The sequence below is a fragment of the Microbacterium mcarthurae genome (assembly GCF_046064585.1).
In the GTDB taxonomy this organism is placed as follows: Bacteria; Actinomycetota; Actinomycetes; order Actinomycetales; family Microbacteriaceae; genus Microbacterium; species Microbacterium mcarthurae.
In genome coordinates, this window is the sequence record NZ_JAROCE010000004.1 from 68319 (window position 1) to 91308 (window position 22990).

The window sequence follows — 22990 nt, forward strand, 5'->3', positions numbered from 1 at the left end:
ATGACCGGCGCGGTGAGAACGCCCCCGGTCCGACGGGTGCGGTCGACCGACTGGCGTCGCGTCCGCGACCGCGTCACCACGCTGTGGCGCCGTTCGTTGCGGTTCCGCACGATCGTGATCACGGTCGCGTTGACGGCCGCGACGATCCTCGTGACCTGCGTGGCGATGGCCCTGGTGATCCAGAACGAGCTCTTCACCTCGCGCAAAGACCAGGTGCTCCTCGAAGCGCAGCGGGCGACGTCCGCGGCCCAGGCGACGCTGGACGCGGCGGTGGACTCGACCGATCCTGCGGCGGCGCAGACGCTGATGAACGGCATCGCCACACGCCTGTCGCAGCAATCCTCGAGCGACCTCATCGCGCTGTACCGCATCGGCCCGCCGTCGCCGCTGGCACCGCAACCCTTCATCTCGCCCGCGTTCGATTCCGGCATCGTCACCGAGGCGCTGCGCACGCAGGTGCAGTCCAACGCCGAGCTGCAGTGGTGGCAGTCGGTGGCGCTCCCCTCCGAGGACGGCCGCGTGGTGCCCGGCATCCTGGTCGGTCATCAGTTGCGGTTCCCCGCCGAGGACGGGGTCGACTACTACGAGCTCTACATGGGCTACGACCTCGCGAGCGCGTCGCAGACGCTTGCGTTCGTGCAGGTGCTGCTGTGGGTCGTCGGCCTGGTCCTGGTGGTGCTCATCGGGGCGATCGCGTGGGTCGTCCTGCGTTCGGTGACGACGCCGATCGCGGATGCCGCCGAAACCAGCGCCAAACTCGCCTCCGGTGACCTGGGAGTGCGGCTGCCGGTGCGCGGCGAAGACGAGCTGGCGACACTGAACCGCTCCTTCAACGCCATGGCCGACAGCATCGAGTCCCAGATCAAGGAGCTCGCCGATCTGTCACTGGTGCAGCAGCGGTTCGTGTCGGACGTGTCGCACGAGCTGCGCACGCCCCTGACGACCATCCGGCTCGCCGCCGACATGATCAACGACCAGCGCGACGAGTTCGAGCCGACGACGGCCCGCGCCGCCGAGTTGCTGCATGCCCAGGTGGAGCGGTTCGAGGTGCTGCTGACCGACCTCCTGGAGATCAGCCGGTACGACGCCGGTTCGGTGCAGCTCGAGCTCGAGCCCACGAGCATGGCGCACCTCGCCGAGGACGTCATCGCCTCGATGGAACAGCTCGCGCTGCAGCACGGCAGCGACGTGCGACTGGTCGCGCCCGGCGGGTACACGCCCATCGACATGGATGCCCGGCGCGTGCGCCGCATCGTCCGGAACCTCCTCGGCAACGCCATCGAGCACGGCGAGGGCCGCCCGATCGTCGTGTCGGTGGACAGCGACCGGGATGCCGTGGCCCTCAGCGTGCGCGACTTCGGTCTGGGCATGCGGTCCGACGACGTCGAGCGCGTCTTCGACCGGTTCTGGCGTGCTGACCCCTCACGGGTGCGCACGATCGGGGGGACGGGACTCGGGCTGTCGATCGCCCTGGGCGACGCGCGACTGCACGGGGGAACGCTGTCGGTCTGGTCCGAGCTCGGACGCGGCTCCAACTTCTTGCTCACGCTGCCGCGGGACGGCCGTCCCCTGCAGGGTTCGCCATTGCCCCTCGTCCCCGAGGACGAGCAGGGCGGCGCGCTCGAAGCTCTCGGGCTCACACAGCCCATCTCGCTCGGACGAACCGGGAGGACGACATCGTGAAGCGCGCTCTGGCCGCTGTGGGGCTGCTGCTCGTGCTCGTCCTCACCGCGTGCACGGGTCTGCCCACGACCGGGTACGTCAATCCCGGGCGAGGCCCCCAGGGAGACGACGCGCAGGACTTCGCGTTCGTCCCGGACGGCCCGCAAGAAGGTGCCACACCGACCGAGATCGTGGAGGGGTTCCTCCGTGCCGGGTCCGGGCCGGCCGACGATTGGGCCACCGCCAAGCTCTTCCTCGCGCCGGGCACCCCGTGGGATCCCCGAGCGCGGGTCACGATCGACCGTCTCGCGGACCGCCGCGCGACCCCCGTGCCGGACGGATCGGCGGTCAGCGTGCAGCTGTCCACCGTGGCGGGGGTGGATGCCGACGGCGCCTACTCTCCCGCGGTGACCGGAGCGACCGAGACGCTGTCCTTCGCCCTGGCCCGCGTCGACGACCAGTGGCGCATCACGTCCGCCCCCGACGGAGTCGTGCTGTACGAGGAGGTTTTCCCCACCGTCTACCAGACGGCATCCGTGGCGTACTTCGACCCCACCTGGAGCTTCATCGTGCCCGATGTCCGGTGGTTCCCGCGGCCGCTGGTGGCCAGCCGGGTGACCACGGCACTCGTCGACGGCGCCCCGAGCGCGTGGCTGGCGGACGCCGTGCGCAACGCGTTCCCCGATGAATTGTCGCTCGTGGGGCGTTCGGTCACGCTGTCGTCGGGCGGTGTCGCGCAGGTCCAGCTTCCGCGTGCGGCGCTCAGCCTCGATCGCACGACCCTCGATCGCATGCAGACGCAGCTCGCGCGGAGTCTCGCCACCGCGGGCATCAGCGACGTGCAGATGACGGTCGACGGCACGCCCGTCGCCGCGAGCGAGCTCCCGGTCCGCATCACCCGCATCGACCCGTCGCCGGCCGTCCTCACGGCCGATGGACGCTTCGGGGTCCTCAGCGGTGAGGAGCTCGAGACGATCCCCTCCCTTTCGGACGCGGTCCAGTCGCTGGCCCCCACGCACATCGAGCTCGAGGCCGACCGAAGCCTCGCCGCCGTTCTGACCGAGCGGGGCGCCGTCGCCAGCGCGCTCGCCGACGGCGGCACCTTCCTCCTCGATGACCGCCCGGGACTCCTCCCGCCGTCGATCGACTCCGAGGGGGAAATCTGGAGCGTCCCGCGCAACGCGCCGTCGCAGGTGCGCGCATTCTCCGCGGAGGGGGTGCCCCGCGACGTCGGGAACGCCTGGCCGGATGCCTCGGAGGTGGTGTCCTTCCAGATCTCCCGCGACGGCACGCGCATCGCCGCGATCGTGACGGTCGCGGGAGTGCGGGAAGTGTGGCTGGCGGGCATCATCCGTGAGGGCGCGGCGGTCAATCTCGGACCGCCGCACGTGCTGTCGTTCGCGGAGGCGGGGGCGTTCGACCTGGCCTGGCTCGACGACACCACGGTGGGCGTCCTCACCACCGTCGACGGTGCGACGAGCCTGGACGAGCTCGGCGTCGGCGGCCGGGGCACCGTGGGCTCGGTACCGGAGAACGCCCGGGCCATCGCGGGCGGCAGCGCGAGCGTGCGCATCCTCGACGACGACGGTCGCCTGTACAGCCGGCGGGGGAGCTCGTGGACGCTCGTCGCCACCGACATCCGCGTGCTGGCGGTGCAGCAGGGCACCACGTCCTGACCCGCTCTCCCCAGCGACGGGAGGCGCTCGCGTGTCCCCGGGACGCGGGGCCGAGGATACGCCGTCGACCGACGAAGCGGCATCCTGCCGTCATGCACGGCCTTATTCCGGAGCCCTCGTGGCCCGCGGCGCGCGCGGCCCTGGCCGACGCTCTGACGTTCTGGTTCCCCGTCGCGTGCGCGGGCTGCGGAGCCCTCGACGTCGACGTATGCGACGCGTGTCGCGCCGCGGCCAGGCCGTCCCTGCACCGCGGTCTCGTCACCCCGGGTGTCGAGGTGGTCAGCGCCCTCACGTTCGAGGGAGCGGTGGCGCGCATCATCCGCTCGTTCAAGGGCGAGGGGCGCACGGGACTCGTCCGCGTGCTCGCCCCTGCTCTCGCTCACGCGCTCGCCGTGATTCCGCCGGGGGCCACGGTGACGACCGTGCCCGCCTCGCGGTCCGCGGATCGCCGGCGCGGCTATCGGCCCGTCGACCTCCTCGCCCGGCGTGCCGGCGCGCACCCGATCCCGCTGTTGCGCGTGCAGAGAACGGCCGCCGATCAGCGCGGGCTCGACCGGGCCCGCAGGCAGAGCAACATGACGGGGGTGTTCGCGGCGCGGAATCCGCCGAAAGGCCCCGTGGTCGTCGTGGACGACGTCCTCACGACCGGGGCCACGCTGCGCGCGGCGGCGAGCGCCCTTCACGACGCGGGCGCGGACCGGGTGATGGCGGTCACGCTCGCGCACACGCCGCGACACAGGGAACATCCACGTGAATCAGGGGGGATTGGCACGTGACAGGCGGGTGCCGTCCTACTAGCGTGGGGATGACTGAAGGCGACGGCTGTTCCGCCCTTAGACCGGGCGGAACCCGGAACAAGGAGGTCACGGATGGACACCAGCATCGTCGGCGTGGGAGTCGGTATCACCGATCGATTCCGCACGGTGGTCGAAGAGAAGGTCAGCCGGATCGAGCACCTCGCGCCCCGCGCGACCACGCTCGAGGTCAAGGTCACGCACCGCTCCTACCGCAACGGTCGGATGGAGGACGACACCGTCGAGCTCACCCTCGATGGGAAGGGTCCTGTCGTTCGCGCCGAGGCGACCGACACCGACAAGTTCGCCGCCCTCGATCTGGCCGTCGACAAGATCTCGGAGCAGATCCGTCGCGCGAAGCAGAAGCGCGTCGATGCGCGCAACCACCCGCGGGGAGCGAAGTTCGAGAAGGGCACGGGCGAACTCTCCGGCATCGACGTGCAGCCCGCCTCCGTCGACGTGCTGCGGGCGGTCGCCACCGGCGAGGTCCCCGTCGTCGCAGAAGCCGAGTCCGACGAGGACTACTCGCCCGTCGTCATCCGACAGAAGCAGTTCGATGCCGAGTGGATGACGGTCGAGGACGCGGTCGATCGGATGGAGCTGGTCGGCCACGACTTCTTCCTCTTCATCGACGCCCGTTCCGACCACCCGAGTGTGGTGTACCGCCGCAAAGGGTGGGACTACGGCGTCATCGCTCTGGGAACGCAGGCGCCGCCGGAGGCCCGCGTCGCCTCTTGACCGACCCTGACGACAGCGGGGCCCCGTCGAATCGACGGGGCCCCGCTGGTGTTCGTGCGACCGGTCAGCCGTCGAAGATGTCGCCGAGCAGCGAGCCGATGACCAGACCGCCCAGCATGCCGCCGACCATGTTGCCGCCGCCCATGCCGCCGCCGCGACCGTAGCCGCCGCGTCCGTAGCCGTTGCCGCCCCAATCGTCGGGACGGGACTGCTCGATGTCTCGCTGAGCCAGCTGGAGGGACTCGGATGCCAGGGCTCCGGCGCGCCGCGCCGTGGCGAGCGTCGTCTCGCGCTGGTCTTCCGCCACGGGTCCGAGGGGGAGGCCCGCCCGGAGCCTCTCGGCTTCGACGAAACGCGTGCGCGCGTCCGCTCCGATCCACCCGCGATGGCCCGTGATGAGGCCGCGCGCGACCGCGAGCTGGCGGTCCGCATCGTCGATCGCGTGGTCGACCTGCTCTTGCGACGGAACCGGGCGTGCGGCGCGCTCGCGCGCGAGGTCGAGGTCGCCGTTGGCTTGACGGAGCGAGGAGAGAGCGCTGAACGGATCGCTTCGCGAGCCCGCGGCGGGAAGCGCGGCGAGTTCGCGTTCCAGTGCGGTCATGGCCTGAAGGACGGCGGGCGTCTGCCGTCCGCGCCGGGCCTCAGCGAGATCGTTGCGGGAGTCGTCGATCACCGCGGCGAGGGTCGACTCGGCGCGGAGGGCCTCGATCTCGAAGGTGTCGATGGCATCCAGGAGCGACTCCGCCCGCCGCACGGCCTCGGTGGATGCCTCGAGGGCGACCGACGCCTGCTCGCGCTGGCCCGCCTCGCGACGCCGCTCGGACACGCCCGCGGTGTGCACGGCGAAGTCGAGAAGCTGTTGGATCTCCTCGGGGTTGCCCGCCACCTGCTGGAGGGCCGACGGGCTGTAGCGCTGCGCGAGGCGCTCGACGACCTCCCGGGCATGCGGCACACGCTCGGCCAGCCGGTCGCGGTCGGCCCGCACGCGGGCGAGCGTCTCGGGGGCGCGTCGGACGGCGTCGATCTTGGGCTGGAGCACGAGAGTGCGCTCCTCGAGAAGGTCTTCGGCCCACTCCGACAGCTGGATGATGCGAGCGTTCCGCGTGCGCAGCTCCTCCTTGGTGTCGGGGATCTCGTCGTGGTTCAGCTGGTGCAGCTGGAACGCCTCCGCCAGATGCACCTTCACCGACGCCAGCGCAGCGGCCAGGTCTTCCGTGGCCTTGTCGCCGAGCTCCGCGCGGGCGAAATCGAGCTCGTCGGAGGTGAGGCGAACCCGTTCGTCGGCGGCGACGATGGCGAGCTCCGCGCGGCGCGCCAGATCGGCATCCGCGGCATCCTGCTCTTCGCGCTTCCTCTTTCCCCAGAAACCGGCCATGGCTCGATCCTAGGCCGGGCGCCCGTACGCGGGCCGGGTGTTCGCTTCAGGCGCGAGGGGTGAAGGCGAATGGCTGCGGACTCGCAGGTCACGAACGGGTAACACGGATAACATGGGCCTGTATGCCTGTGCGCAGGCCGGCGTCCAGGGGGGCGCCGCACCCGACAGATGGAGATGCTTCGTGGCCAATCCGCTCGAGAAACTGCTGCGCGCCGGAGAGGGGCGCATCCTCCGACGATTGCAGGGAGTCGTCAAGGCGACCGGTGCCCTCGAAGAGGACTACGAGCAGCTCACCGACGAAGAGCTGCGTAACGAGACCGTCGAACTGCGAGCCCGGTACGAAGCCGGCGAAACGCTCGACCAGCTCATGCCCGAGGCCTTCGCCGCGGTGCGCGAGGCCGCCAAGCGCACGCTCGGTCAGCGGCCGTACGACGTGCAGATCATGGGTGGCGCGGCTCTGCACCTCGGCAACATCGCCGAGATGAAGACCGGTGAGGGCAAGACGCTGACCGCGGCTCTGCCGGCCTACCTCAACGCGATCGCGGGCAAGGGCGTCCACGTCGTCACGGTCAACGACTTCCTCGCGAGCTACCAGTCCGAGCTCATGGGTCGCGTGTACCGCGCCCTCGGCATGACCACGGGAACCATCGTGTCCGGGCAGACGCCCGAAGTGCGCCGCGAGCAGTACGCCGCCGACATCAGCTACGGCACCAACAACGAGTTCGGCTTCGACTACCTGCGCGACAACATGGCGTGGCGCAAGGAAGACCTCGTGCAGCGCGGTCACTTCTTCGCCATCGTCGACGAGGTCGACTCGATCCTCATCGACGAGGCCCGTACTCCGCTGATCATCTCGGGTCCCGCCTCCGGCGAGGCCAACCGCTGGTTCACCGAGTTCGCGAAGCTCGCGCGCACGCTCGAGCCCGGTGTCGACTACGAGGTCGACGAGAAGAAGCGCACGATCGGTGTGCTCGAGCCCGGTATCGAGAAGGTCGAGGACTACCTCGGCATCGACAACCTGTACGAGTCGGCCAACACCCCGCTCATCTCGTTCCTCAACAACTCGATCAAGGCCATCGCGCTGTTCAAGCGCGACACCGACTACGTCGTGATGAACGACGAGGTCATGATCGTCGACGAGCACACCGGCCGCATCCTCGTGGGGCGCCGCTACAACGAAGGCATCCACCAGGCCATCGAGGCCAAAGAGGGTGTGCCGGTCAAGGCCGAGAACCAGACGCTCGCCACCGTCACCCTCCAGAACTACTTCCGCCTGTACGACAAGCTCTCGGGCATGACGGGTACCGCCGAGACCGAGGCGGCCGAGTTCATGTCGACGTACAAGCTCGGCGTGGTGCCCATCCCGACGAACAAGCCGATGATCCGCAAGGACCAGCCCGACCTCGTCTACAAGAACGAGACGGCCAAGTTCGCGCAGGTGGTGGAAGACATCGCCGAGCGGCACGAGAAGGGCCAGCCGGTCCTCGTCGGCACCACGAGCGTCGAGAAGAGCGAGTACCTCTCGCGGCTGCTGTCGAAGAAGGGCATCCGTCACGAGGTGCTCAACGCCAAGAACCACGCCCGCGAGGCCGAGATCGTCGCCCGTGCCGGGCGCCTGGGTGCCGTCACGGTCGCCACCAACATGGCCGGTCGCGGTACCGACATCATGCTCGGCGGCAACGCCGAGTTCCTGGCCGTGTCCGAGATGAAGGCGAAGGGCCTCGACCCCGTCGAGACGCCCGAAGCGTACGAGGCGGAGTGGGACTCCGTGTACCAGGCCATGCGCGACACCGTCGCCGAGGAGGCCGCGAAGGTCACCGAAGCCGGCGGTCTGTACGTGCTCGGCACCGAGCGTCACGAGTCGCGCCGCATCGACAACCAGCTGCGCGGACGCTCGGGCCGTCAGGGCGACCCCGGGGAGAGCCGCTTCTACCTGTCGCTCACCGACGACCTCATGCGCCTGTTCCAGTCGGGTGCCGCTGAGGCGATCCTCGCGCGCACCAACTTCCCCGACGACGTCGCGATCGAGTCCGGCCTCGTGTCCCGCGCCATCAAGAGCGCGCAGTCCCAGGTCGAAGCCCGCAACGCCGAGATGCGCAAGAACGTCCTGAAGTACGACGACGTCCTCAACCGGCAGCGCGAGGCCATCTACGCCGACCGTCGCCACATGCTCCAGGGCGACGACATCGCCGACCGGGTGCAGCACTTCATCGAGGATGCCATCACGGCGATCATCGACGACCACACCGGCAACGGGCACACCGAGTCGTGGGACTTCGACGCGCTGTGGACCGAGCTGAAGACCCTCTACCCCGTGAGCGTCACCATCGACGAGGTCGTGGCCGAGGCCGGCGGCAACAAGGGACGCATCACCCCCGAGGGGCTCAAGCGCGAGATCATCTCGGACGCGCGGATCGCGTATGAGAACCGCGAGCAGACGCTCGGCGCCCCGGCGTTGCGCGAGCTCGAGCGCCGCGTCGTCCTGCAGGTGCTCGACCGTCGCTGGCGCGAGCACCTGTACGAGATGGACTACCTCAAGGACGGCATCGGCCTGCGGGCCATGGCCCAGCGCGACCCGCTCATCGAGTACCAGCGCGAGGGGTACCAGATGTTCCAGTCGATGATGGGGCAGATCAAGGAAGAGTCGGCCGGCTTCTTGTACAACCTCGAGGTCGAGGTGCGCAAGGGCGAGGGCGAAGACGGTGCCCACGTCGAGGCGAAGGGTCTCGCGCCCGCCGCCGTGGAGTCGCAGCGTCTGGAGTACTCCGCCGCGAACGACGCCGGCGAGGTCGAGGTTCGCAACGAGCGCGGTCAGGTGCAGCAGGCGGCGACGAACCGTCTGCGTCAGGCCGGCGACGCCGCGGCGCCCGCCGCGCAGACGGCGCCGACCGGTCCGCGGGGCGCGTTCGGCCAGCGGACCGAGGTCGCCGAGCCCGTCGCGAACAACCGCGCCGATCGTCGCGCCGCCGGCAAGAAGAAGTAGCTTCGCCCCATGGATGCCGTGCTCCCGCCGCCACGCGGGGCACGGCATCCGTGCGTCCGGTAAGGCCACGCGTGGTCGATTGGCCGGTTCGACGCGCAGATATCCTGAGGCGATGAGCCCGTTGCGCCCCCTCGATCAGTCGTCGAAGTTGAAGGACGTCCTCTACGAGATCCGCGGGGAGGCCCTCGTCGAGGCCGATCGGCTCGAGGCCGAGGGGCACTCGATCCTGAAGCTCAACACCGGCAACCCGGCGATCTTCGGGTTCGAGGCGCCGCACCAGATCGTGCGCGACATGATCGCGTCGGTGCCGCACGCACACGGCTACAGCGACAGCCGCGGCATCCTGTCGGCCCGGCGCGCGGTCGTCTCACGCTATGAACAGGAGCCGGGGTTCCCGCACGTCGACCCCGATCACGTCTACCTCGGAAACGGCGTCTCCGAGCTGATCACGATGACCATGCAGGCCCTGCTCGACGAGGGCGACGAGGTGCTGATCCCCGCACCCGACTATCCGTTGTGGACGGCCATGACGAGCCTGGGTGGTGGCACGCCCGTGCACTATCTGTGCGACGAGGCGCGCGAGTGGCAGCCCGACCTGGAGGACATCCGGTCCAAGATCACGCCCCGGACCAAGGCGATCGTCGTCATCAACCCCAACAACCCGACGGGGGCGGTGTACTCCCGCGAGGTGCTCGAGGGCATCGCGGCGATCGCACGGGAGCACTCGCTGCTCGTGCTCGCCGACGAGATCTACGACCGGATCGTGTTCGACGACGCGGTGCACATCCCCATGGCCACCGTGGCTCCCGACCTGCTCGTGCTGACCTTCAACGGCCTGTCGAAGACGTACCGTGTCGCGGGCTACCGGTCGGGATGGCTCGTGATCACCGGCCCGAAGGAACACGCCGAAGGGTTCTTGCAGGGCATCAACCTGTTGGCATCCACGCGTCTGTGCCCGAATGTCCCGGCCCAGTTCGCCGTTCAGGCGGCGCTGTCGGGGGTGCAGTCGATCGACGCGCTGATCGCGCCGACCGGCCGTCTGCACGAGCAGCGGGATGCCGCGTGGCAGGGGCTCGAGGCGATCCCGGGCGTCTCGTGCGTGCTGCCGCGGGGTGCCCTCTACGCGTTCCCGCGCTTCGACCCCGAGGTGTACGAGATCCCCGACGATGCCGCGTTCGTGCGCGACTTCCTCGTCGCCGAGCACGTGCTCCTCGTGCAGGGATCGGGGTTCAACTGGCCGGCCACCGACCACGTGCGCATCGTGACGCTCCCCGAGGCCCGGGTGATCTCGGACGCCATCGAGCGGCTGGGCAACTTCCTGGCGTCCTGGCGTCCGTAACGTCGTCACAGCAGCGCGAGCGCGGTCACCCGCCACCGCCCGTCGAGGCCCTCGATACGGAGCGCAATCGCCCGCGTCCGGGTGCGTGCCGAGGCGATCACGGTCGCCTCGATGACGCCGTCGACGGGCGAGAAGAGGTGTACGGACCGGATCTCGTGTACGTCGCGGGGCGCCGGCATCCGTCGCGCACTGCGCGCCCGGGCCGCCAGACCCGCGCGGACCACGACGGCGCGATAGACCTCCTCGGTGGTCCAGCGCGCCAGCTGTTCCGCCTCCCGCACGCCGGCGAACACTTCGAGGACGCCGCGGACGACGTTGCGCGTAAACACCTCGGCGGAGGGGAGCCGCTCCGACGGAGTGCGCTGCGGGGCGAAGAAGGCGTCGGATCGGGCGGCGGCGGAGGCGTGCTCCGACCTGCGGGAGAGGAAAGCGGACATGGGGGGACTTCCGTGTCTCGTGGTGCCGGTGGGACTGTGACACGACGGTAGGACGACGCGGGGCGCCGACGTGAGCACGCCCCGGGTGAGGGCAGTCGTCGCGCGGCGGGTGAAACCCGAGCGGGATCAGTCGGGATGACGGACGTTCCCGCGACCCCACAGCTCGGGGAAGCTCGCCGTCTGCGACTGCTGCCAGAGGGCGACACGTCGCTCGTTTTCCGCCTGATCGTCGAGGTAGTCCTCGACGCTGACGAGATCGACCCGCCACGCGTGATCGCTCGCGATCCGCACACCGCGGATGTGCCCCTCAGCGAGAAGTGCCCGCACGCCCGCACCGTCGATCCCCAGCATTCGGGCGACGGATTCGACGTCCGCGAACCGGTCGCGGGGTGACTGCGCGTCGGGCACGCGATCATTATGTCCCCCGAGTTGCCTATGCGACCGATTCACCCGCGATCTTCACCCGCTCGCGGCGACGGTCCCGAGAGGGCGTCGTGGGCGGCTTAGGGTGAGAGGGTGTCGACACTCAGCGAACTCGTCTACGCCCAGGGCCGCTCCAGCGCGGCCGACGTCGAGTGGCTGCACCGGCTCGCCGGCGACGGTCAGCTGCTGGCCGACCTGGCCTTCGCCGACATCGTGATCTGGGTGCCGACCCCCGACGACTCGTTCGTGGCCGTCGCCCACACCCGACCCGGGGGAGCGGCGACCCTGTTCTACCGCGACATCGTCGGCGACCGCGTGCGTCCCCAGTGGCGGACGCAGGTGCGTGAGGCCTTCCAGAGCGGACGCATCGTCGATTCGGCATCCCCCGACTGGTTCGAAGAGACACCCACGCGCGTCCGCGCGGTCCCGATCGTGCGCGAACTGTCGCGCGAGGGGCACCCCGTGACGACGGTCGGCGTGCTGACGCGCCACACCAATCTCGGGGAGACCCGCACGCCCTCGCGCCAGCAGATCACGTTCAACGACTGCGCCGACGATCTCTTCGGCATGATCGCCTCGAGCGAGTTCCCCGACCTCCAGGCACCGACCTCGCCGCGACGAGGCGCTCCGCGCGCGTCCGACGGCCTCATCCGCCTCGACGTCGACGGCATCACCACGTTCGCAAGCCCCAACGCGCTCTCGGCGTTCAACCGGATGGGGTTCGACGACGAGCTCGAGGGCGAGTCCCTCGCAGAGGTCACCGAGCGCATCCTGCCCGCCAAGCGTCAGGACGTCGATGAGTCGCTGCCCGTGGTCGTCACCGGTCGTGCGCCGTGGCGCGCCGACATCGAGGCGCGCGGGGTGCAGGTGTCGCTGCGGACGATTCCGCTGCGTGACCGGGGGACGCGCATCGGCGCGATCGTCCTGAGTCGCGACGTGACGGAGATCCGCCACCAGGAGCAGGAGCTCATCACCAAGGACGCGACGATCCGCGAGATCCATCACCGTGTCAAGAACAACCTCCAGACCGTGGCATCCCTCCTCCGGATCCAGGCGCGCCGCACGCACTCCGATGAGGCTCGGGATGCCTTGACCCAGGCGATGCGACGCGTGTCCGCGATCGCCGTGGTCCACGACACCCTGTCGGAGGGGCTGGCGCAGAACGTCGACTTCGACGACGTATTCGCGCGCGTGCTCAAGCTCGTCGCCGAGGTCGCTGCCGCACCGAACACGCGGGCCCGCACGCGCAGCACGGGGCGCTTCGGGACGCTTCCGAGCGAGTACGCGACGCCTCTGGCTCTCGCGCTGACCGAGCTGGTGACCAATGCCGTCGAGCACGGTCTGGTGGGGCAGGAGGGCGACGTCGAGATCTCGGCGGAACGCAGCGACGAGACCCTCGAGGTGCGCGTCCGCGACACCGGGGTGGGGCTGCCCGAGGGGCAGGTCGGCCGGGGGCTCGGCACGCAGATCGTGCGGACCCTCATTCAGGGAGAACTCGGCGGCACCATCGACTGGCACACGGTGATGGGCAATGGCACCGAGGTGACCATCGAGATCCCGCTACGCTACATCGACCGCGCGAACACCTGACGGCGACCGGAATGACGAAACCCACCCCGAGGGGTGGGTTTCGTGCGGGTGATTCCGCTGTCAGGAGGCGCGGCGGGCGCGAGCGGCGCGGCGCTTGAGAGCGCGGCGCTCGTCTTCCGACAGTCCGCCCCAGACACCCGAGTCCTGACCGGACTCGAGGGCGTACTGCAGGCAGACCTCGGTGACTGTGCAGCGCGCGCAGACCGACTTCGCCTTCTCGATCTGGTCGACCGCCGGACCGGTGTTGCCGACGGGGAAGAACAGTTCGGGGTCGACGGTCAGGCAGGCTGCTTTGTCGCGCCAATCCATAGGGGTGCTCCTTGTTGCGGGGAAATTCATTCGTGGCGGGCACCGGGATTCGGGTCCGGTACCCTGGTGGGATACGCGAGCGATCGCTCGCCCCACGTCGCTGTGGGAGCACACGGCTTTTTCCATGCTCCCACAGCGCTTCCGGCCGATCAAGAGGTAACCGGCAGGTTTCCAGGTTGCAACGCCGGGGAAACATGTGTCGGGAAGGACGCGGGTATGCCGGTTCGGCTTCTTGCTGCGCTCGTGGTCGGCCTCGAGGCCGTCGGTGTGCTGGCGCTCGCGGGTTGGCAGGTCGTCGCGCTCGTCGGCGGCGACACGGATTCGGTCGTCAGCTCGATCGCGCTGATCGTCCTCACGGTCATCGGCGCCGTCGCCGTCGCCGCGTTCGCCGTCGCGACGGCCCGTGACGTGTCGGCCGGTCGCTCCGGCGCGATCGTGACGCAACTGCTGATCCTGTCCGTCGCCCTCGGTGCGGTGACGGGGGAGTGGGCGGCGCCCAGCACGGCGCTCCTGATCGCCGCGCCCGCGGTGGTGGGTCTGGTCCTGCTGGTCCTCGCCGTGCGGGCCTCGGCGCCGCGCCGACGCGACGACGGCTGATCTTCGCGGGCGGGTCGGCGTGCCGGACTGCGCCAGCGCCAGGCCTCAGGCCGTGGTGAGACCCAGGGCCTTGCGCAGGCGCGCCACGTGGCCCGTGGCCTTGACGTTGTACTGCGCCTCGACGATGCGGCCCTCCTCGTCGAGGACGAACGTGGAGCGCAGGACACCGGTCACGGTCTTGCCGTAGTTCTGCTTCTCGCCCCATGCGCCGTAGGCCTCGTGCACCGCGTGGTCGGGGTCGCTCAGCAGGGGGAACGTCAGGCCGTCGCTCTCGCGGAACGCGCGCAGCTTCTCGGGGGTGTCGCGGGAGACACCGAGGACGGTGTACCCCGCGCCCTGCAGCGACGCGAGGCTGTCGCGGAAGTCGCACGCCTGCGTCGTGCAGCCGGGCGTCTGCGCCGCGGGGTAGAAGTACACGATCACGCGGCGACCACGGAAGTCGCTGAGCGAAACGGGGTGCTCGTCCTGGTCGAGCAGGGTGAAATCGGGGGCGGCCTGGCCGGCTTCGAGGATCGTCACCCCTCCAGCCTAGAACGCTGGATCGACTGGAACGTCGTGAGCAGACGCTGCAGGGAGTCCACGCGGGCGATGGCGCCCGGGCCGAGCCGACCGGATTCCACGGCCTCGATGATGGCGCAATCGGGGGCGTCGGGAAGGTGTGTGCATCCCCGCGGGCATTCCTCGGCGACCTCGGCGAGGTCCGTGAAGGCGGCGAGGACGTTCGCGGGGTCGACGTGCCCGAGTCCGAAGGACCGCACGCCGGGGGTGTCGATGACCCAGCCCGAACCGGCCGGACCGCGATAGCGGAGGGAGACCGCCGACGACGAGGTGTGGCGTCCTCGGCCGGTCACCTCGTTGACGTGTCCCGTCGCGCGCTCCGATCCGGTCAGGGCGTTCACCAGCGTCGACTTGCCGACACCCGAGTGCCCCACGAACACCGTCGAGTGACCCGCCAGAGCCTCGCCGATCCGGTCCAGGGGCATCTCGTCTCTGCCGCTGGTGAAGACGCGCAGGTCGACACCGTCGAAATGCGACAGGAACTCCGCGGGGTCTGCCAGGTCGGTCTTGGTCACGACGAGCAGCGGACGGATGCCGGCATCCAGGGCGGCGACGAGGTAACGGTCGACCAGCCTCTCGCGCGGCTCGGGATCGGCCGCGGCGACCACGATGAGCATCTGATCGGCGTTGGCCACGATGACCCGCTCGACCTGGTCGGTGTCATCGGCGCTGCGGCGGAGCAGCGATGTGCGCTCCTCGATGCCGACGATGCGCCCGAGCGTTCCCTCGGCGCCGGACAGATCTCCGACCACGCGCGCCCGATCACCGTTGACGATGGGCTGCTTGCGCAGTTCGCGCGCCCGCGTGGCGAGCACGCGGCGTTCGTCCGGCCCGTCCTCGTCGACGAGCACGGTGTAGCGTCCGCGGTCGACCCCCAGGACGCGGGCGATCCGCGCGTCGGCATGCGCGGGGCGGCGCTTGGTCCGCGGCCGGTTCGCTTTCGGGTTGGGGCGGACCCGGACGGACGACTCGTCGAACTCGAGGTCGTCGTCGTCGGCTGCGTCGTCGAGCCAGCTCACGCGTCAGTCCGCGGCATCCGAGCCCAGCATCCGCTCCCAGAGGGCGGCGAACTGCGGCAGGGTCTTGGCCGTCGTGCCGATGTCGTCGACGACGATGCCCGGGACACGCAGACCGATCAGAGCCCCGGTCGTGGCCATGCGGTGGTCGTGATGCGCCTTCCACCCGCCACCGCGCAGCGGTGCCGGGACGATGCGGATCCCGTCCTCGAGTTCGTGAGCCTCCCCGCCGATGCCCCGGAGGTTGCCTACCAGCGCTGCGATGCGGTCCGTCTCGTGCCCGCGGATGTGACCGATCCCGTGCAGGGTCGTCGGGCCGTCCGCGAATGCGGCGAGACCAAAGATCGTCGGCGCCAGCTCTCCCGCGGCGGACAGGTCGAGCTCGGCGCCCACGATCGCGTCACCCGCGGTGACGGTGAGAGTGCCGTGGCGGCGGTGCACGTGCGCACCCATCTCGGCCAGGATTTCGGGGAGGAGCGCCCCGGGCTGGGTGCTGTGCGCCGGCCAGCCGGTGATCGACACGGATCCGCCGGTCACCATGGCGGCGGCCAGGAACGGGGCGGCATTGGAGAGATCGGGCTCGATCGCCACGTCCTTCGCGCGCACGGGTCCGGCGGGGACGACCCATTCTCCGGGGGCGGGACGCTCGACGTGCACGCTCCGGTGGGCCAGGGCCTCGACGGTCATGTCGATGTGAGGGATGCTGGGCAGACGGGCGCCCACGTGGCGCAAGTGCAGCCCGACGTCGAAACGGGCGGCGGCCAGCAGCAACCCCGAGACGAACTGGCTGGACTGGCTCGCGTCGATCTCGACCTCGCCGCCGCGGACGTGCCCGTGTCCGCGCACGGTGAACGGCAGCGTCCAACTGCCGCCGTCGTCGATGTCGACCCCGACGTCGCGCAGGGCCGAGACCATCGCGCCCATCGGGCGGTGCAGGGCGCTCTCGTGCGCGGTGACGAAGACATCGCCGCGCGCGAGACCCGCGACGGGGCTGACGAAGCGCATGACCGTACCGGCCTGGCCGCAGTCGACCGTCACGCCGCCCCCGAACGCCGCCGGCGGAGTCACCCGCAGGTCGGGGCCGAAGGGGGAGCCCTCGTCGATCTCGTCGATGCCGACGCCCAGAGCGCGCAGTGCGTCGATCATGCGCGCCGAGTCGTCCGAGTGCAGGGGAGCGTGCAGCACCCCCGGTCCGTCGGCGAGGGCCGCGAGCACGAGTTCGCGGTTGGTCAGCGACTTCGACCCCGGCACGGTGACCGTGGCATCCACGGGTTCGGTCGCGACGGGCGCGACCCATTCGCCGCGCGGCGCGGCGGTCGGGGAAAGGGGGGAATACCCGTGGGCGCTCATCGGTTCCTACCCTACTGAAAGGGGGACGACACGTGACCGCACTTCTCGAGCGCCCGGTTCCGCGAGGGGCCGATCTCATGCCCGACGTAGACTTGCGCCTGATGGACGACACGGCAGATGCGACGGAGCCTCGCGCGCAGTTCGAAGAGCAGGCGCTGCCCTTCATGGACCAGCTCTATGCGGCGGCGATGCGCATGACGCGCAACCCCGCCGATGCGGCCGACCTCGTGCAGGAAACCTTCGTGAAGGCGTTCGGCTCGTGGTCGACCTTCACGCAGGGGACCAACCTCAAGGCGTGGCTGTACCGCATCCTGACCAACACGTATATCAACACGTACCGCAAGAAGCAGCGCGAGCCGTACCAGAGCGCCATCGACGATCTCGAGGACTGGCAACTCGGCGGGGCCGAGTCGACCACGGCCACGAGTGCCCGCTCGGCCGAGGCCGAAGCGATCGACCGCATGCCCGCATCCGTCGTCAAGGACGCGCTGCAGTCGATCCCCGAGGATTTCCGGATGGCGGTGTACCTCGCCGACGTCGAGGGCTTCGCCTACCAGGAGATCGCCGACATCATGAAGACCCCGATCGGCACGGTCATGAGCCGCCTGCACCGCGGCCGGCGGCTGCTGCGTGACCTGCTGACGGACTACGCGAAGGAGCGCGGCATCCAGGCCGCGACGGGAGTGAAGAAATGAGCGACTGCGGCTGCGACAAGGCGCGACGCGACCTCGAGGAGTACCTCCGCAACGAGGTGTGCAAGACCGAGGCAAGCGATATCCGCGAGCATCTCGAGAACTGCCCCGGATGCCAGGACGAAGCGCTTGTAGCGCGCACCCTCACCGAGGTCGTGGCGCGGGCGTGCAAGGAGACCGCGCCGGACGAACTGCGCGACCAGGTGCTCGCGCGTCTGCGTTCCATCCAGGCGACGCACTGACCCATCGGGGCGCCGGGTCCGGAGCCTCCGTAGGCTGAGGCCATGGGTACCTCTTCGACCTCGCACTTCCCGCTCGACCCCGCATCGGCGTCCGCTCTCGCGGCCACCGGCCTGGAGTACGCGCTCGTCGATCCCGACGGCGACGGATTCGACCCGTTCCTGCGCTCGGTCGCGCGAGGATTCCTCGATGAAGAGCCGTCAGCGGACCAGGTCGAGAGTGCACGCGAGTCCCTGCGCGCGCGTCGCCTGACGGGTGTCTTCGATCGCGCGGGCGTCGCCCCCGACGCGCCGGTGGCGACCGTGGACTCGTGGTCCAGCGAGCTCACGGTGTCGCCGGGCCGGTCGCTGCCCCTGTGGGCCATCAGCGCCGTCACCGTTGCTCCCACCCACCGACGCCGGGGCATCGCGACCGCGCTGCTGACGGGCGAGCTGCGCACGGCAGCGGCTGCCGGCTACGCGCTCGCGGGTCTCACGGTGACGGAGGCCACGATCTACGGCCGGTGGGGCTTCTCACCCGCCGCGTGGGCGTCCGATGTCGTGGTCGACACGCGTCGCGCGCGCTGGACCGGGCCACAGGCGCCGGGGCGCCTGGACTTCGTCTCTCCCTCGAGCCTTCCCGAACGGCTCTCGGAGGTGCACGAACGGATCCGTGTTCGCCGGCCCGGGGCCGTCCCCGGCTGGGAAGGGCGCTGGCGCGGCCTCGCCGGGCTCCTGCCCGATGCGAAGGACGGCAAGAAGGTCCGCGCCGTGGCCTATCGCGACACGGACGGCGTCCAACGCGGCATCCTCGTCTACACACTGGAGGAGGGGGAGCAGTATGTCGCGCACGAGCTGCAGGTGCGCGCGCTCTTCGCCGACGGCGACGAGGCGCTCGCCGCGCTGTGGCGCTTCGCGCTCGAGCACGACCTCGTGGGACGGGTGAAGGCGGAGCTGCAGCCGGCCGTGCCGCCCGTGCAGTGGATGGTCGCGGACCGGCGGGCGGTGGCCGCCACCCTCACCGACCACCATTGGCTGCGCGTGCTCGATGTGCCCGGCGCCTTGGCATCCCGTGAGTACTCGGCGCCGCTCGACGTGGTCATCGGCGTGGACGATCCCCTCGGATTCGCGGACGGCGTGTGGTCGCTCCGCATCGGTGAGGACCGAACGGCCGTCGTGGAGCGCACGGATGCCGAGCCCGAGGTACGCATGAGCGTCAACGCGCTGGCGTCCCTGTTGCTCGGCGGGGTGCGCGCCACCGAACTCGCGGTGGCCGGCCTGATCGCGGGGGAGCCGGCGACACTCGGCGCGATCGACGGTGCCTTCGCGCCGGCCGCCGCGCCGCTGCTGGACATCTGGTATTGAGTGCTGCCGCATAGGGTCGCGTCGTAGCATCCCGCCGTGTCCGATGTGTCCGCCGTCCCTGACTCTCCGCGGCGCACGAGGCGTGTGCGGGAACGGGCCCGGGTTCTCGCGCGGGCAACGCAGCAATTCGTGACGAGGCATCCGGTCACGGTGGCGTTCGTCGTGATGATCGTCTCGGCGGCTGCTTTGACCGGCAGCCTGTGGGGGGCGGATGCCTCGAGCTGGGGCGCGGGCCCGCTCGCGACGTTCGCGGCGGGTCGTTGGTGGACGGTGGTCTCGGCGCTGGTGATCCCCGACTCTCCGACCGACACCGTGATCTCGGTGATGTTGGCGATGACGGTGCTGGCGTACGCGGAACGCCTCCTCGGCTCGCGTCGGGTCGCACTCCTGCTCGCGGCCGTGGGGATCGCGGGGCTCGTGACAGGAATCGGTCTTCATGCCCTCGCGTGGACGGTGACCGATCTGCGGCCGGTGGTCGCCGCCGAGGTGCCGGTGCTCGACCCGACGACCGCGATCGCGGGGGTCGTCATGGCCGCATCCGCGTACGCCTCGACGCTCTGGCGGCGGCGCGTCCGCCTGGTCGGGTTCGCCGCCCTGGCGTTGTTCGCGCTGTACGCCGGCGACGCCGACTCCTGGTACCGCGTGAGTGCCGCGGTGATCGGACTCGCCGTCGGCGAGCGACTGGCCCGTGGGCGCGAGCGCAGGACCTGGCACCGCAGCTCCACGCGAGAGACGCGCACCCTCCTGGCGTTGCTGGTGGCGGTGGTGGGGAGCGGACCGCTCGTCGCGCTCATCAGCGGGGGTGGGCGCGGCCCCCTGTCGCTCGTGGTCGACGCGTACACGCAGTACGACGACGAGCTGCTCGAGCGCTGCAGCCGGGTGTCGGCCGCCGTGTGCGACGAGCAGCTGGCGTTGCTGATGACGCGCGGACTCGGGCCCGCCCTGCTGGCGGTGACGCCGCTGATCCTCATGCTCGTGGCGGCGTGGGGTCTCCGGCTCGGACGCCGCGCGGCGCTGATCCTGGCCGTCCTCACCCTCGTGGCATCGGCTGTCATCCCCCTCCTCTCGCTCGTGGACGGCCGTCTGCGCATCACGCCGTGGGTGGACGGCAGCGGCGCCGAGTACGTCCTGTGGGCGGTGGCGACCGTCGCGATCCCCGTGACGCTGGCCATGGTCCTGTTCGTCGCGCGGGGTCGGTTCCCCGTCCGGGCCACCCGGCGCGCCGCCGCGACGGTCACCGGGGTGGTCGGGGTCGCGTTCCTGACGTGCGCGTCGACCTTCTTCGCGATCGAGGCGCTCGGGCGTCGGTCCTTCGACCGAGACCCGTCGGTGCTCGACCTCGTCCTCCTGACGCTCCGGCGGTTCCTCCCGCCGTCGTACACGAATTCCGTCGGTGTCGCGACCTTCCCCCACCACGGTCCGGCGCTGTTCGCGTACCAGTGGGTGGGGGTGGTGTTCTGGGCCGTCGTGATCGCCGCGCTCCTGTGGCTCTTCCGCCGCGTGCAGCGTCCCGATGCCGGTGACGGTCGTCTGTACCGCGAGCTGCTGGAGCGGGGGAGCGACACCCTCGGATTCCTCGGCACGTGGGCGGGGAACCGGCACTGGTACTCCGACGACCGTGCATGCGCCGTCGCCTACCGACTCGTGGGCGATGTGGCCCTCGCCATCGCCGACCCGCTGGCCCCGCAGGATCGGCGTGGCGAGACGCTCCGGTCGTTCTCGGACTTCTGCGTCGAGCACGGCTGGATCCCCGCCTTCTACAGCGTCCACGACGACACCGTCGCCGAGCTCTCGGCACTGGGGTGGCGGCACATCCCCGTCGGCGTGGAGACGGTGATGGACCTGCCGGGGCTGACCTTCGCGGGGAAAGCGTGGCAGAAGGTGCGCCAACCACTCATTCGCGCCGAGCGTGAGGGCTACACGGCCGTGTGGACCCACTGGCACGAGCTCACCGTCACACAGGCATCGCAGGTCGTCGCCATCGACGAGGAGTGGGTCGCGGACCGCGCGCTCCCCGAGATGGGTTTCACCCTCGGGTCTCTCGCCGAACTGAACGACCGCGACGTGCGTCTGCTGTTGGCGGTCGGCCCGGACGGTCGGATCGAAGCCGTCACGAGTTGGATGCCGAGCTGGACGGCGGGCTCCCTCACCGGGTGGACGCTCGATTTCATGCGACGCCGCAGCGACGGCCCCAACGGGATGATGGAGTTCCTCATCGCCAAGGCCGCGTTGCAGCTTCAAGACGAGGGTGCGGCGGTGCTGAGCCTGTCCGGCGCTCCTCTCGCCGAAGCACCGGACACCCCGGCCGATGAGGACCCGGCGCCGCTGCGCGCGCTGCTGCGGTGGTTGGCGGACGTGCTGGAGCCGGCGTACGGCTTCGCCTCACTGTTCCGCTTCAAGGGCAAATTCCGTCCGCGCTACCGCGGACTCTCCCTCGCGTACCGTGACCCCCTGCACCTGCCGGCCATCGGTGCCGCCGTGGGACGGGCCTACCTCCCCGACGCCTCCCGGCGCGAGATCGTAGCCCTGGCCAGAACCGCGTGGGAGGGCCGACGGTGAACCGTTTCGTGCTGTCGTTCGAGCTCATCGACTCGCCACTGCTCGGTGTGTGCGTCGTCGTCGCAGTTCTCGGCGTCGTGGCGGTGCTCGTGGGGGCGCCGCGTCGGCCGGTTCGCACGCTCGTCGTCGGGGTGGCGGCCGGCGTGAGCCTGTACGTCGTCGCTGTGGTGCTCGAGCCTTTGGGCGTGTTCGAGGGGCCGCTGCCCTGGGGCGCTGCCCTCTGGGGTGCCGGCGGTGTCGCTGCGGCAACGGTAGGGGCCGTGGGCGTGTGCCGTCCTCCGTGGGGGCGCCGGCTCATCGGCGCGGCGACCGTGGTGGCCGCGCTGCTCGCCGGGGCGCTCGGGGTGAACGCGTCGTACGGGGTGACGCACACCCTCGCGGCCATCCTCGGGGTGCAAGCGCTCGATCCGGCCACGCTGCCTCCACAGGACGACGTGGCCGATTCGGACCCGGCTCTGCTGTACCAGCGCTGGCAGCCGCCGGCCGGGATGCCGAGCCAGGGGACGGTGAGCGCGCTCACCGGGGACACGCGCATCCCCACCGGCTCGTTCGCCGCGAGGGACGCCTCGCTGTACCTGCCGCCGGCGGCCCTCGTGCCCGATCCGCCGGCTCTGCCCCTTCTGGTGTTCATGATGGGGCAGCCGGGCTCGCCGGACCCCACCGCGCTGGCGAAGTCGCTCGACGCCTTTGCGGCCGCGAACCGCGGGCTCGCCCCGATCGCGATCGTCGTCGATCAACTCTCCGTGCCGGAGAAAGACCCCGTGTGCGTCGATTCTGCGCTGTACGGGGCCGTATCGACCTACGTCACGCAGCTGGTGCCGCAGTGGGCAGCGCACCACCTCAACGTGACGCAGGACCACCGGTTCTGGACGATCGGCGGGTTCTCCAACGGGGGCGCGTGCGCGGCTCTCTACGGTGCGCAGCATCCGGACGTGTGGGGACAGATCCTGGACGTCTCGGGCAACGAGTTCCCCGGGTCGGAGCACGTCGATCAGACCGTGAAGGATGTCTACGGAGGGGATGCCGCGGCTTTCGCCGCCGCCGAGCCCGCGTCGGTCATGGCCGCCGCCCCGCCGGGTACCTACGCGGGTCATACGGCGATCTTCACGTGGGGTGGGGAGGACACCACGTACGGTCCGGGCCAGCAGTCGAACGCGAAGGCGGCGCAGGCCGCCGGATTCACCACGCTGACGCACGTCGTCGACGGAACCGGCCACACGGGTGAGGCGCTCGATGGAGGCCTGACGTTCGGGATCGCCGCCCTGGGCCCGGTTCTCGGCCTCGCGCCCCCGGCATCCTGAACCCAGGA

The 22990-nt window shown here is 70.4% G+C and carries 20 protein-coding genes; 13 read left to right on the forward strand and 7 right to left on the reverse strand.

The window, feature by feature from the left end; genetic code table 11:
* From mtrB to hpf, 4 genes are all read left to right on the forward strand, one after another.
* Entirely contained in the window at positions 1-1683 is a 1683-nt protein-coding gene (gene mtrB, locus P5G46_RS12690; RefSeq protein ID WP_375094554.1) for an MtrAB system histidine kinase MtrB, read from the forward strand.
* Entirely contained in the window at positions 1680-3338 is a 1659-nt protein-coding gene (locus P5G46_RS12695) for an LpqB family beta-propeller domain-containing protein (RefSeq protein ID WP_408905847.1), read from the forward strand. Before mtrB ends, P5G46_RS12695 begins: the two co-directional genes overlap by 4 nt.
* Positions 3339-3430: 92 nt before the next feature.
* Positions 3431-4114 carry a ComF family protein gene (locus tag P5G46_RS12700; RefSeq protein WP_408905848.1) on the forward strand — a complete coding sequence of 228 codons (684 nt, stop codon included), beginning with the start codon at positions 3431-3433 and terminating at the stop codon, positions 4112-4114.
* Between the two features lie 93 nt (positions 4115-4207).
* On the forward strand, positions 4208-4870 hold the full coding sequence (gene hpf / locus P5G46_RS12705; RefSeq protein WP_408905849.1) for a ribosome hibernation-promoting factor, HPF/YfiA family: 663 nt from the start codon (positions 4208-4210) through the stop codon (positions 4868-4870).
* 64 nt (positions 4871-4934) lie between these two features.
* On the opposite strand, the gene P5G46_RS12710 is transcribed toward hpf, so the two are convergent.
* Entirely contained in the window at positions 4935-6245 is a 1311-nt protein-coding gene (locus P5G46_RS12710; RefSeq protein WP_408905850.1) for a coiled-coil domain-containing protein, read from the reverse strand.
* 181 nt (positions 6246-6426) lie between these two features.
* Here P5G46_RS12710 and secA point away from each other — a divergent pair, with 181 nt between their 5' ends.
* Both secA and P5G46_RS12720 read left to right on the forward strand, forming a co-directional pair.
* Positions 6427-9228: a preprotein translocase subunit SecA gene (gene secA / locus P5G46_RS12715; protein WP_239276568.1), complete on the forward strand. Its 2802-nt coding sequence runs from the start codon at positions 6427-6429 to the stop codon at positions 9226-9228.
* A gap of 112 nt (positions 9229-9340) precedes the next feature.
* Complete coding sequence (locus tag P5G46_RS12720) at positions 9341-10567, forward strand: pyridoxal phosphate-dependent aminotransferase (RefSeq protein ID WP_275438260.1); 1227 nt, start codon at positions 9341-9343, stop codon at positions 10565-10567.
* A 5-nt stretch (positions 10568-10572) separates the two neighbouring features.
* Here the strand turns inward: P5G46_RS12720 and P5G46_RS12725 are convergent, their stop codons facing one another.
* Positions 10573-11004, reverse strand: a complete 432-nt coding sequence (locus tag P5G46_RS12725; protein ID WP_239276567.1) for an Rv3235 family protein — start codon at positions 11002-11004, stop codon at positions 10573-10575.
* 126 nt (positions 11005-11130) lie between these two features.
* On the reverse strand, positions 11131-11412 hold the full coding sequence (locus tag P5G46_RS12730; RefSeq protein ID WP_408905851.1) for a DNA-binding protein: 282 nt from the start codon (positions 11410-11412) through the stop codon (positions 11131-11133).
* A 108-nt stretch (positions 11413-11520) separates the two neighbouring features.
* Between P5G46_RS12730 and P5G46_RS12735 the strand changes: the two genes are divergently transcribed.
* Entirely contained in the window at positions 11521-13017 is a 1497-nt protein-coding gene (locus P5G46_RS12735; protein WP_408905852.1) for a sensor histidine kinase, read from the forward strand.
* Between the two features lie 60 nt (positions 13018-13077).
* On the opposite strand, the gene P5G46_RS12740 is transcribed toward P5G46_RS12735, so the two are convergent.
* On the reverse strand, positions 13078-13326 hold the full coding sequence (locus tag P5G46_RS12740; RefSeq protein WP_013583608.1) for a WhiB family transcriptional regulator: 249 nt from the start codon (positions 13324-13326) through the stop codon (positions 13078-13080).
* Between the two features lie 216 nt (positions 13327-13542).
* Between P5G46_RS12740 and P5G46_RS12745 the strand changes: the two genes are divergently transcribed.
* The gene (locus P5G46_RS12745; protein WP_239276564.1) at positions 13543-13923 is read left to right on the forward strand and encodes a histidine kinase; all 381 of its coding nucleotides are present in this window, start codon (positions 13543-13545) and stop codon (positions 13921-13923) included.
* Positions 13924-13968: 45 nt separating this feature from the next.
* Here P5G46_RS12745 and bcp read toward each other — a convergent pair whose 3' ends face one another.
* Genes bcp through aroA form a run of 3 tightly spaced genes read right to left on the reverse strand, consistent with a single transcriptional unit; the run spans position 13969 to position 16847 of the window.
* Positions 13969-14442, reverse strand: a complete 474-nt coding sequence (bcp, locus tag P5G46_RS12750) for a thioredoxin-dependent thiol peroxidase (RefSeq protein WP_408905853.1) — start codon at positions 14440-14442, stop codon at positions 13969-13971.
* Entirely contained in the window at positions 14439-15500 is a 1062-nt protein-coding gene (gene rsgA, locus P5G46_RS12755; RefSeq protein WP_239276562.1) for a ribosome small subunit-dependent GTPase A, read from the reverse strand. Before rsgA ends, bcp begins: the two co-directional genes overlap by 4 nt.
* A 3-nt stretch (positions 15501-15503) precedes the next feature.
* The gene (gene aroA / locus P5G46_RS12760) at positions 15504-16847 is read right to left on the reverse strand and encodes a 3-phosphoshikimate 1-carboxyvinyltransferase (RefSeq protein WP_408905854.1); all 1344 of its coding nucleotides are present in this window, start codon (positions 16845-16847) and stop codon (positions 15504-15506) included.
* Between the two features lie 77 nt (positions 16848-16924).
* Here aroA and P5G46_RS12765 point away from each other — a divergent pair, with 77 nt between their 5' ends.
* The 5 genes from P5G46_RS12765 to P5G46_RS12785 all read left to right on the forward strand — a co-directional run bounded on the left by P5G46_RS12765 (position 16925) and on the right by P5G46_RS12785 (position 22982).
* Complete coding sequence (locus tag P5G46_RS12765; protein ID WP_408905855.1) at positions 16925-17542, forward strand: sigma-70 family RNA polymerase sigma factor; 618 nt, start codon at positions 16925-16927, stop codon at positions 17540-17542.
* Positions 17539-17781: a zf-HC2 domain-containing protein gene (locus P5G46_RS12770; RefSeq protein ID WP_228163216.1), complete on the forward strand. Its 243-nt coding sequence runs from the start codon at positions 17539-17541 to the stop codon at positions 17779-17781. The genes P5G46_RS12765 and P5G46_RS12770 overlap by 4 nt, the downstream gene beginning before the upstream one ends.
* Positions 17782-17823: 42 nt before the next feature.
* The gene (locus P5G46_RS12775) at positions 17824-19122 is read left to right on the forward strand and encodes a GNAT family N-acetyltransferase (RefSeq protein ID WP_408905856.1); all 1299 of its coding nucleotides are present in this window, start codon (positions 17824-17826) and stop codon (positions 19120-19122) included.
* 129 nt (positions 19123-19251) lie between these two features.
* Complete coding sequence (locus P5G46_RS12780) at positions 19252-21681, forward strand: bifunctional lysylphosphatidylglycerol flippase/synthetase MprF (RefSeq protein WP_408905857.1); 2430 nt, start codon at positions 19252-19254, stop codon at positions 21679-21681.
* Positions 21678-22982: an alpha/beta hydrolase gene (locus tag P5G46_RS12785; protein ID WP_408905858.1), complete on the forward strand. Its 1305-nt coding sequence runs from the start codon at positions 21678-21680 to the stop codon at positions 22980-22982. Before P5G46_RS12780 ends, P5G46_RS12785 begins: the two co-directional genes overlap by 4 nt.
* The last annotated feature ends 8 nt before the right edge of the window (positions 22983-22990 follow it).

What these genes read in the sequence shown, in the direction of transcription:
- mtrB (WP_375094554.1), top strand. Translation starts at nt 1, where the DNA reads ATGACCGGCGCGGTGAGAACGCCCCCGGTCCGACGGGTGCGGTCGACC.
- P5G46_RS12700 (WP_408905848.1), top strand. Translation starts at nt 3,431, where the DNA reads ATGCACGGCCTTATTCCGGAGCCCTCGTGGCCCGCGGCGCGCGCGGCC.
- hpf (WP_408905849.1), top strand. Translation starts at nt 4,208, where the DNA reads ATGGACACCAGCATCGTCGGCGTGGGAGTCGGTATCACCGATCGATTC.
- P5G46_RS12710 (WP_408905850.1), bottom strand. Translation starts at nt 6,245, where the DNA reads ATGGCCGGTTTCTGGGGAAAGAGGAAGCGCGAAGAGCAGGATGCCGCG.
- P5G46_RS12720 (WP_275438260.1), top strand. Translation starts at nt 9,341, where the DNA reads ATGAGCCCGTTGCGCCCCCTCGATCAGTCGTCGAAGTTGAAGGACGTC.
- P5G46_RS12725 (WP_239276567.1), bottom strand. Translation starts at nt 11,004, where the DNA reads ATGTCCGCTTTCCTCTCCCGCAGGTCGGAGCACGCCTCCGCCGCCGCC.
- P5G46_RS12740 (WP_013583608.1), bottom strand. Translation starts at nt 13,326, where the DNA reads ATGGATTGGCGCGACAAAGCAGCCTGCCTGACCGTCGACCCCGAACTG.
- P5G46_RS12745 (WP_239276564.1), top strand. Translation starts at nt 13,543, where the DNA reads ATGCCGGTTCGGCTTCTTGCTGCGCTCGTGGTCGGCCTCGAGGCCGTC.
- aroA (WP_408905854.1), bottom strand. Translation starts at nt 16,847, where the DNA reads ATGAGCGCCCACGGGTATTCCCCCCTTTCCCCGACCGCCGCGCCGCGC.
- P5G46_RS12765 (WP_408905855.1), top strand. Translation starts at nt 16,925, where the DNA reads ATGCCCGACGTAGACTTGCGCCTGATGGACGACACGGCAGATGCGACG.
- P5G46_RS12770 (WP_228163216.1), top strand. Translation starts at nt 17,539, where the DNA reads ATGAGCGACTGCGGCTGCGACAAGGCGCGACGCGACCTCGAGGAGTAC.
- P5G46_RS12775 (WP_408905856.1), top strand. Translation starts at nt 17,824, where the DNA reads ATGGGTACCTCTTCGACCTCGCACTTCCCGCTCGACCCCGCATCGGCG.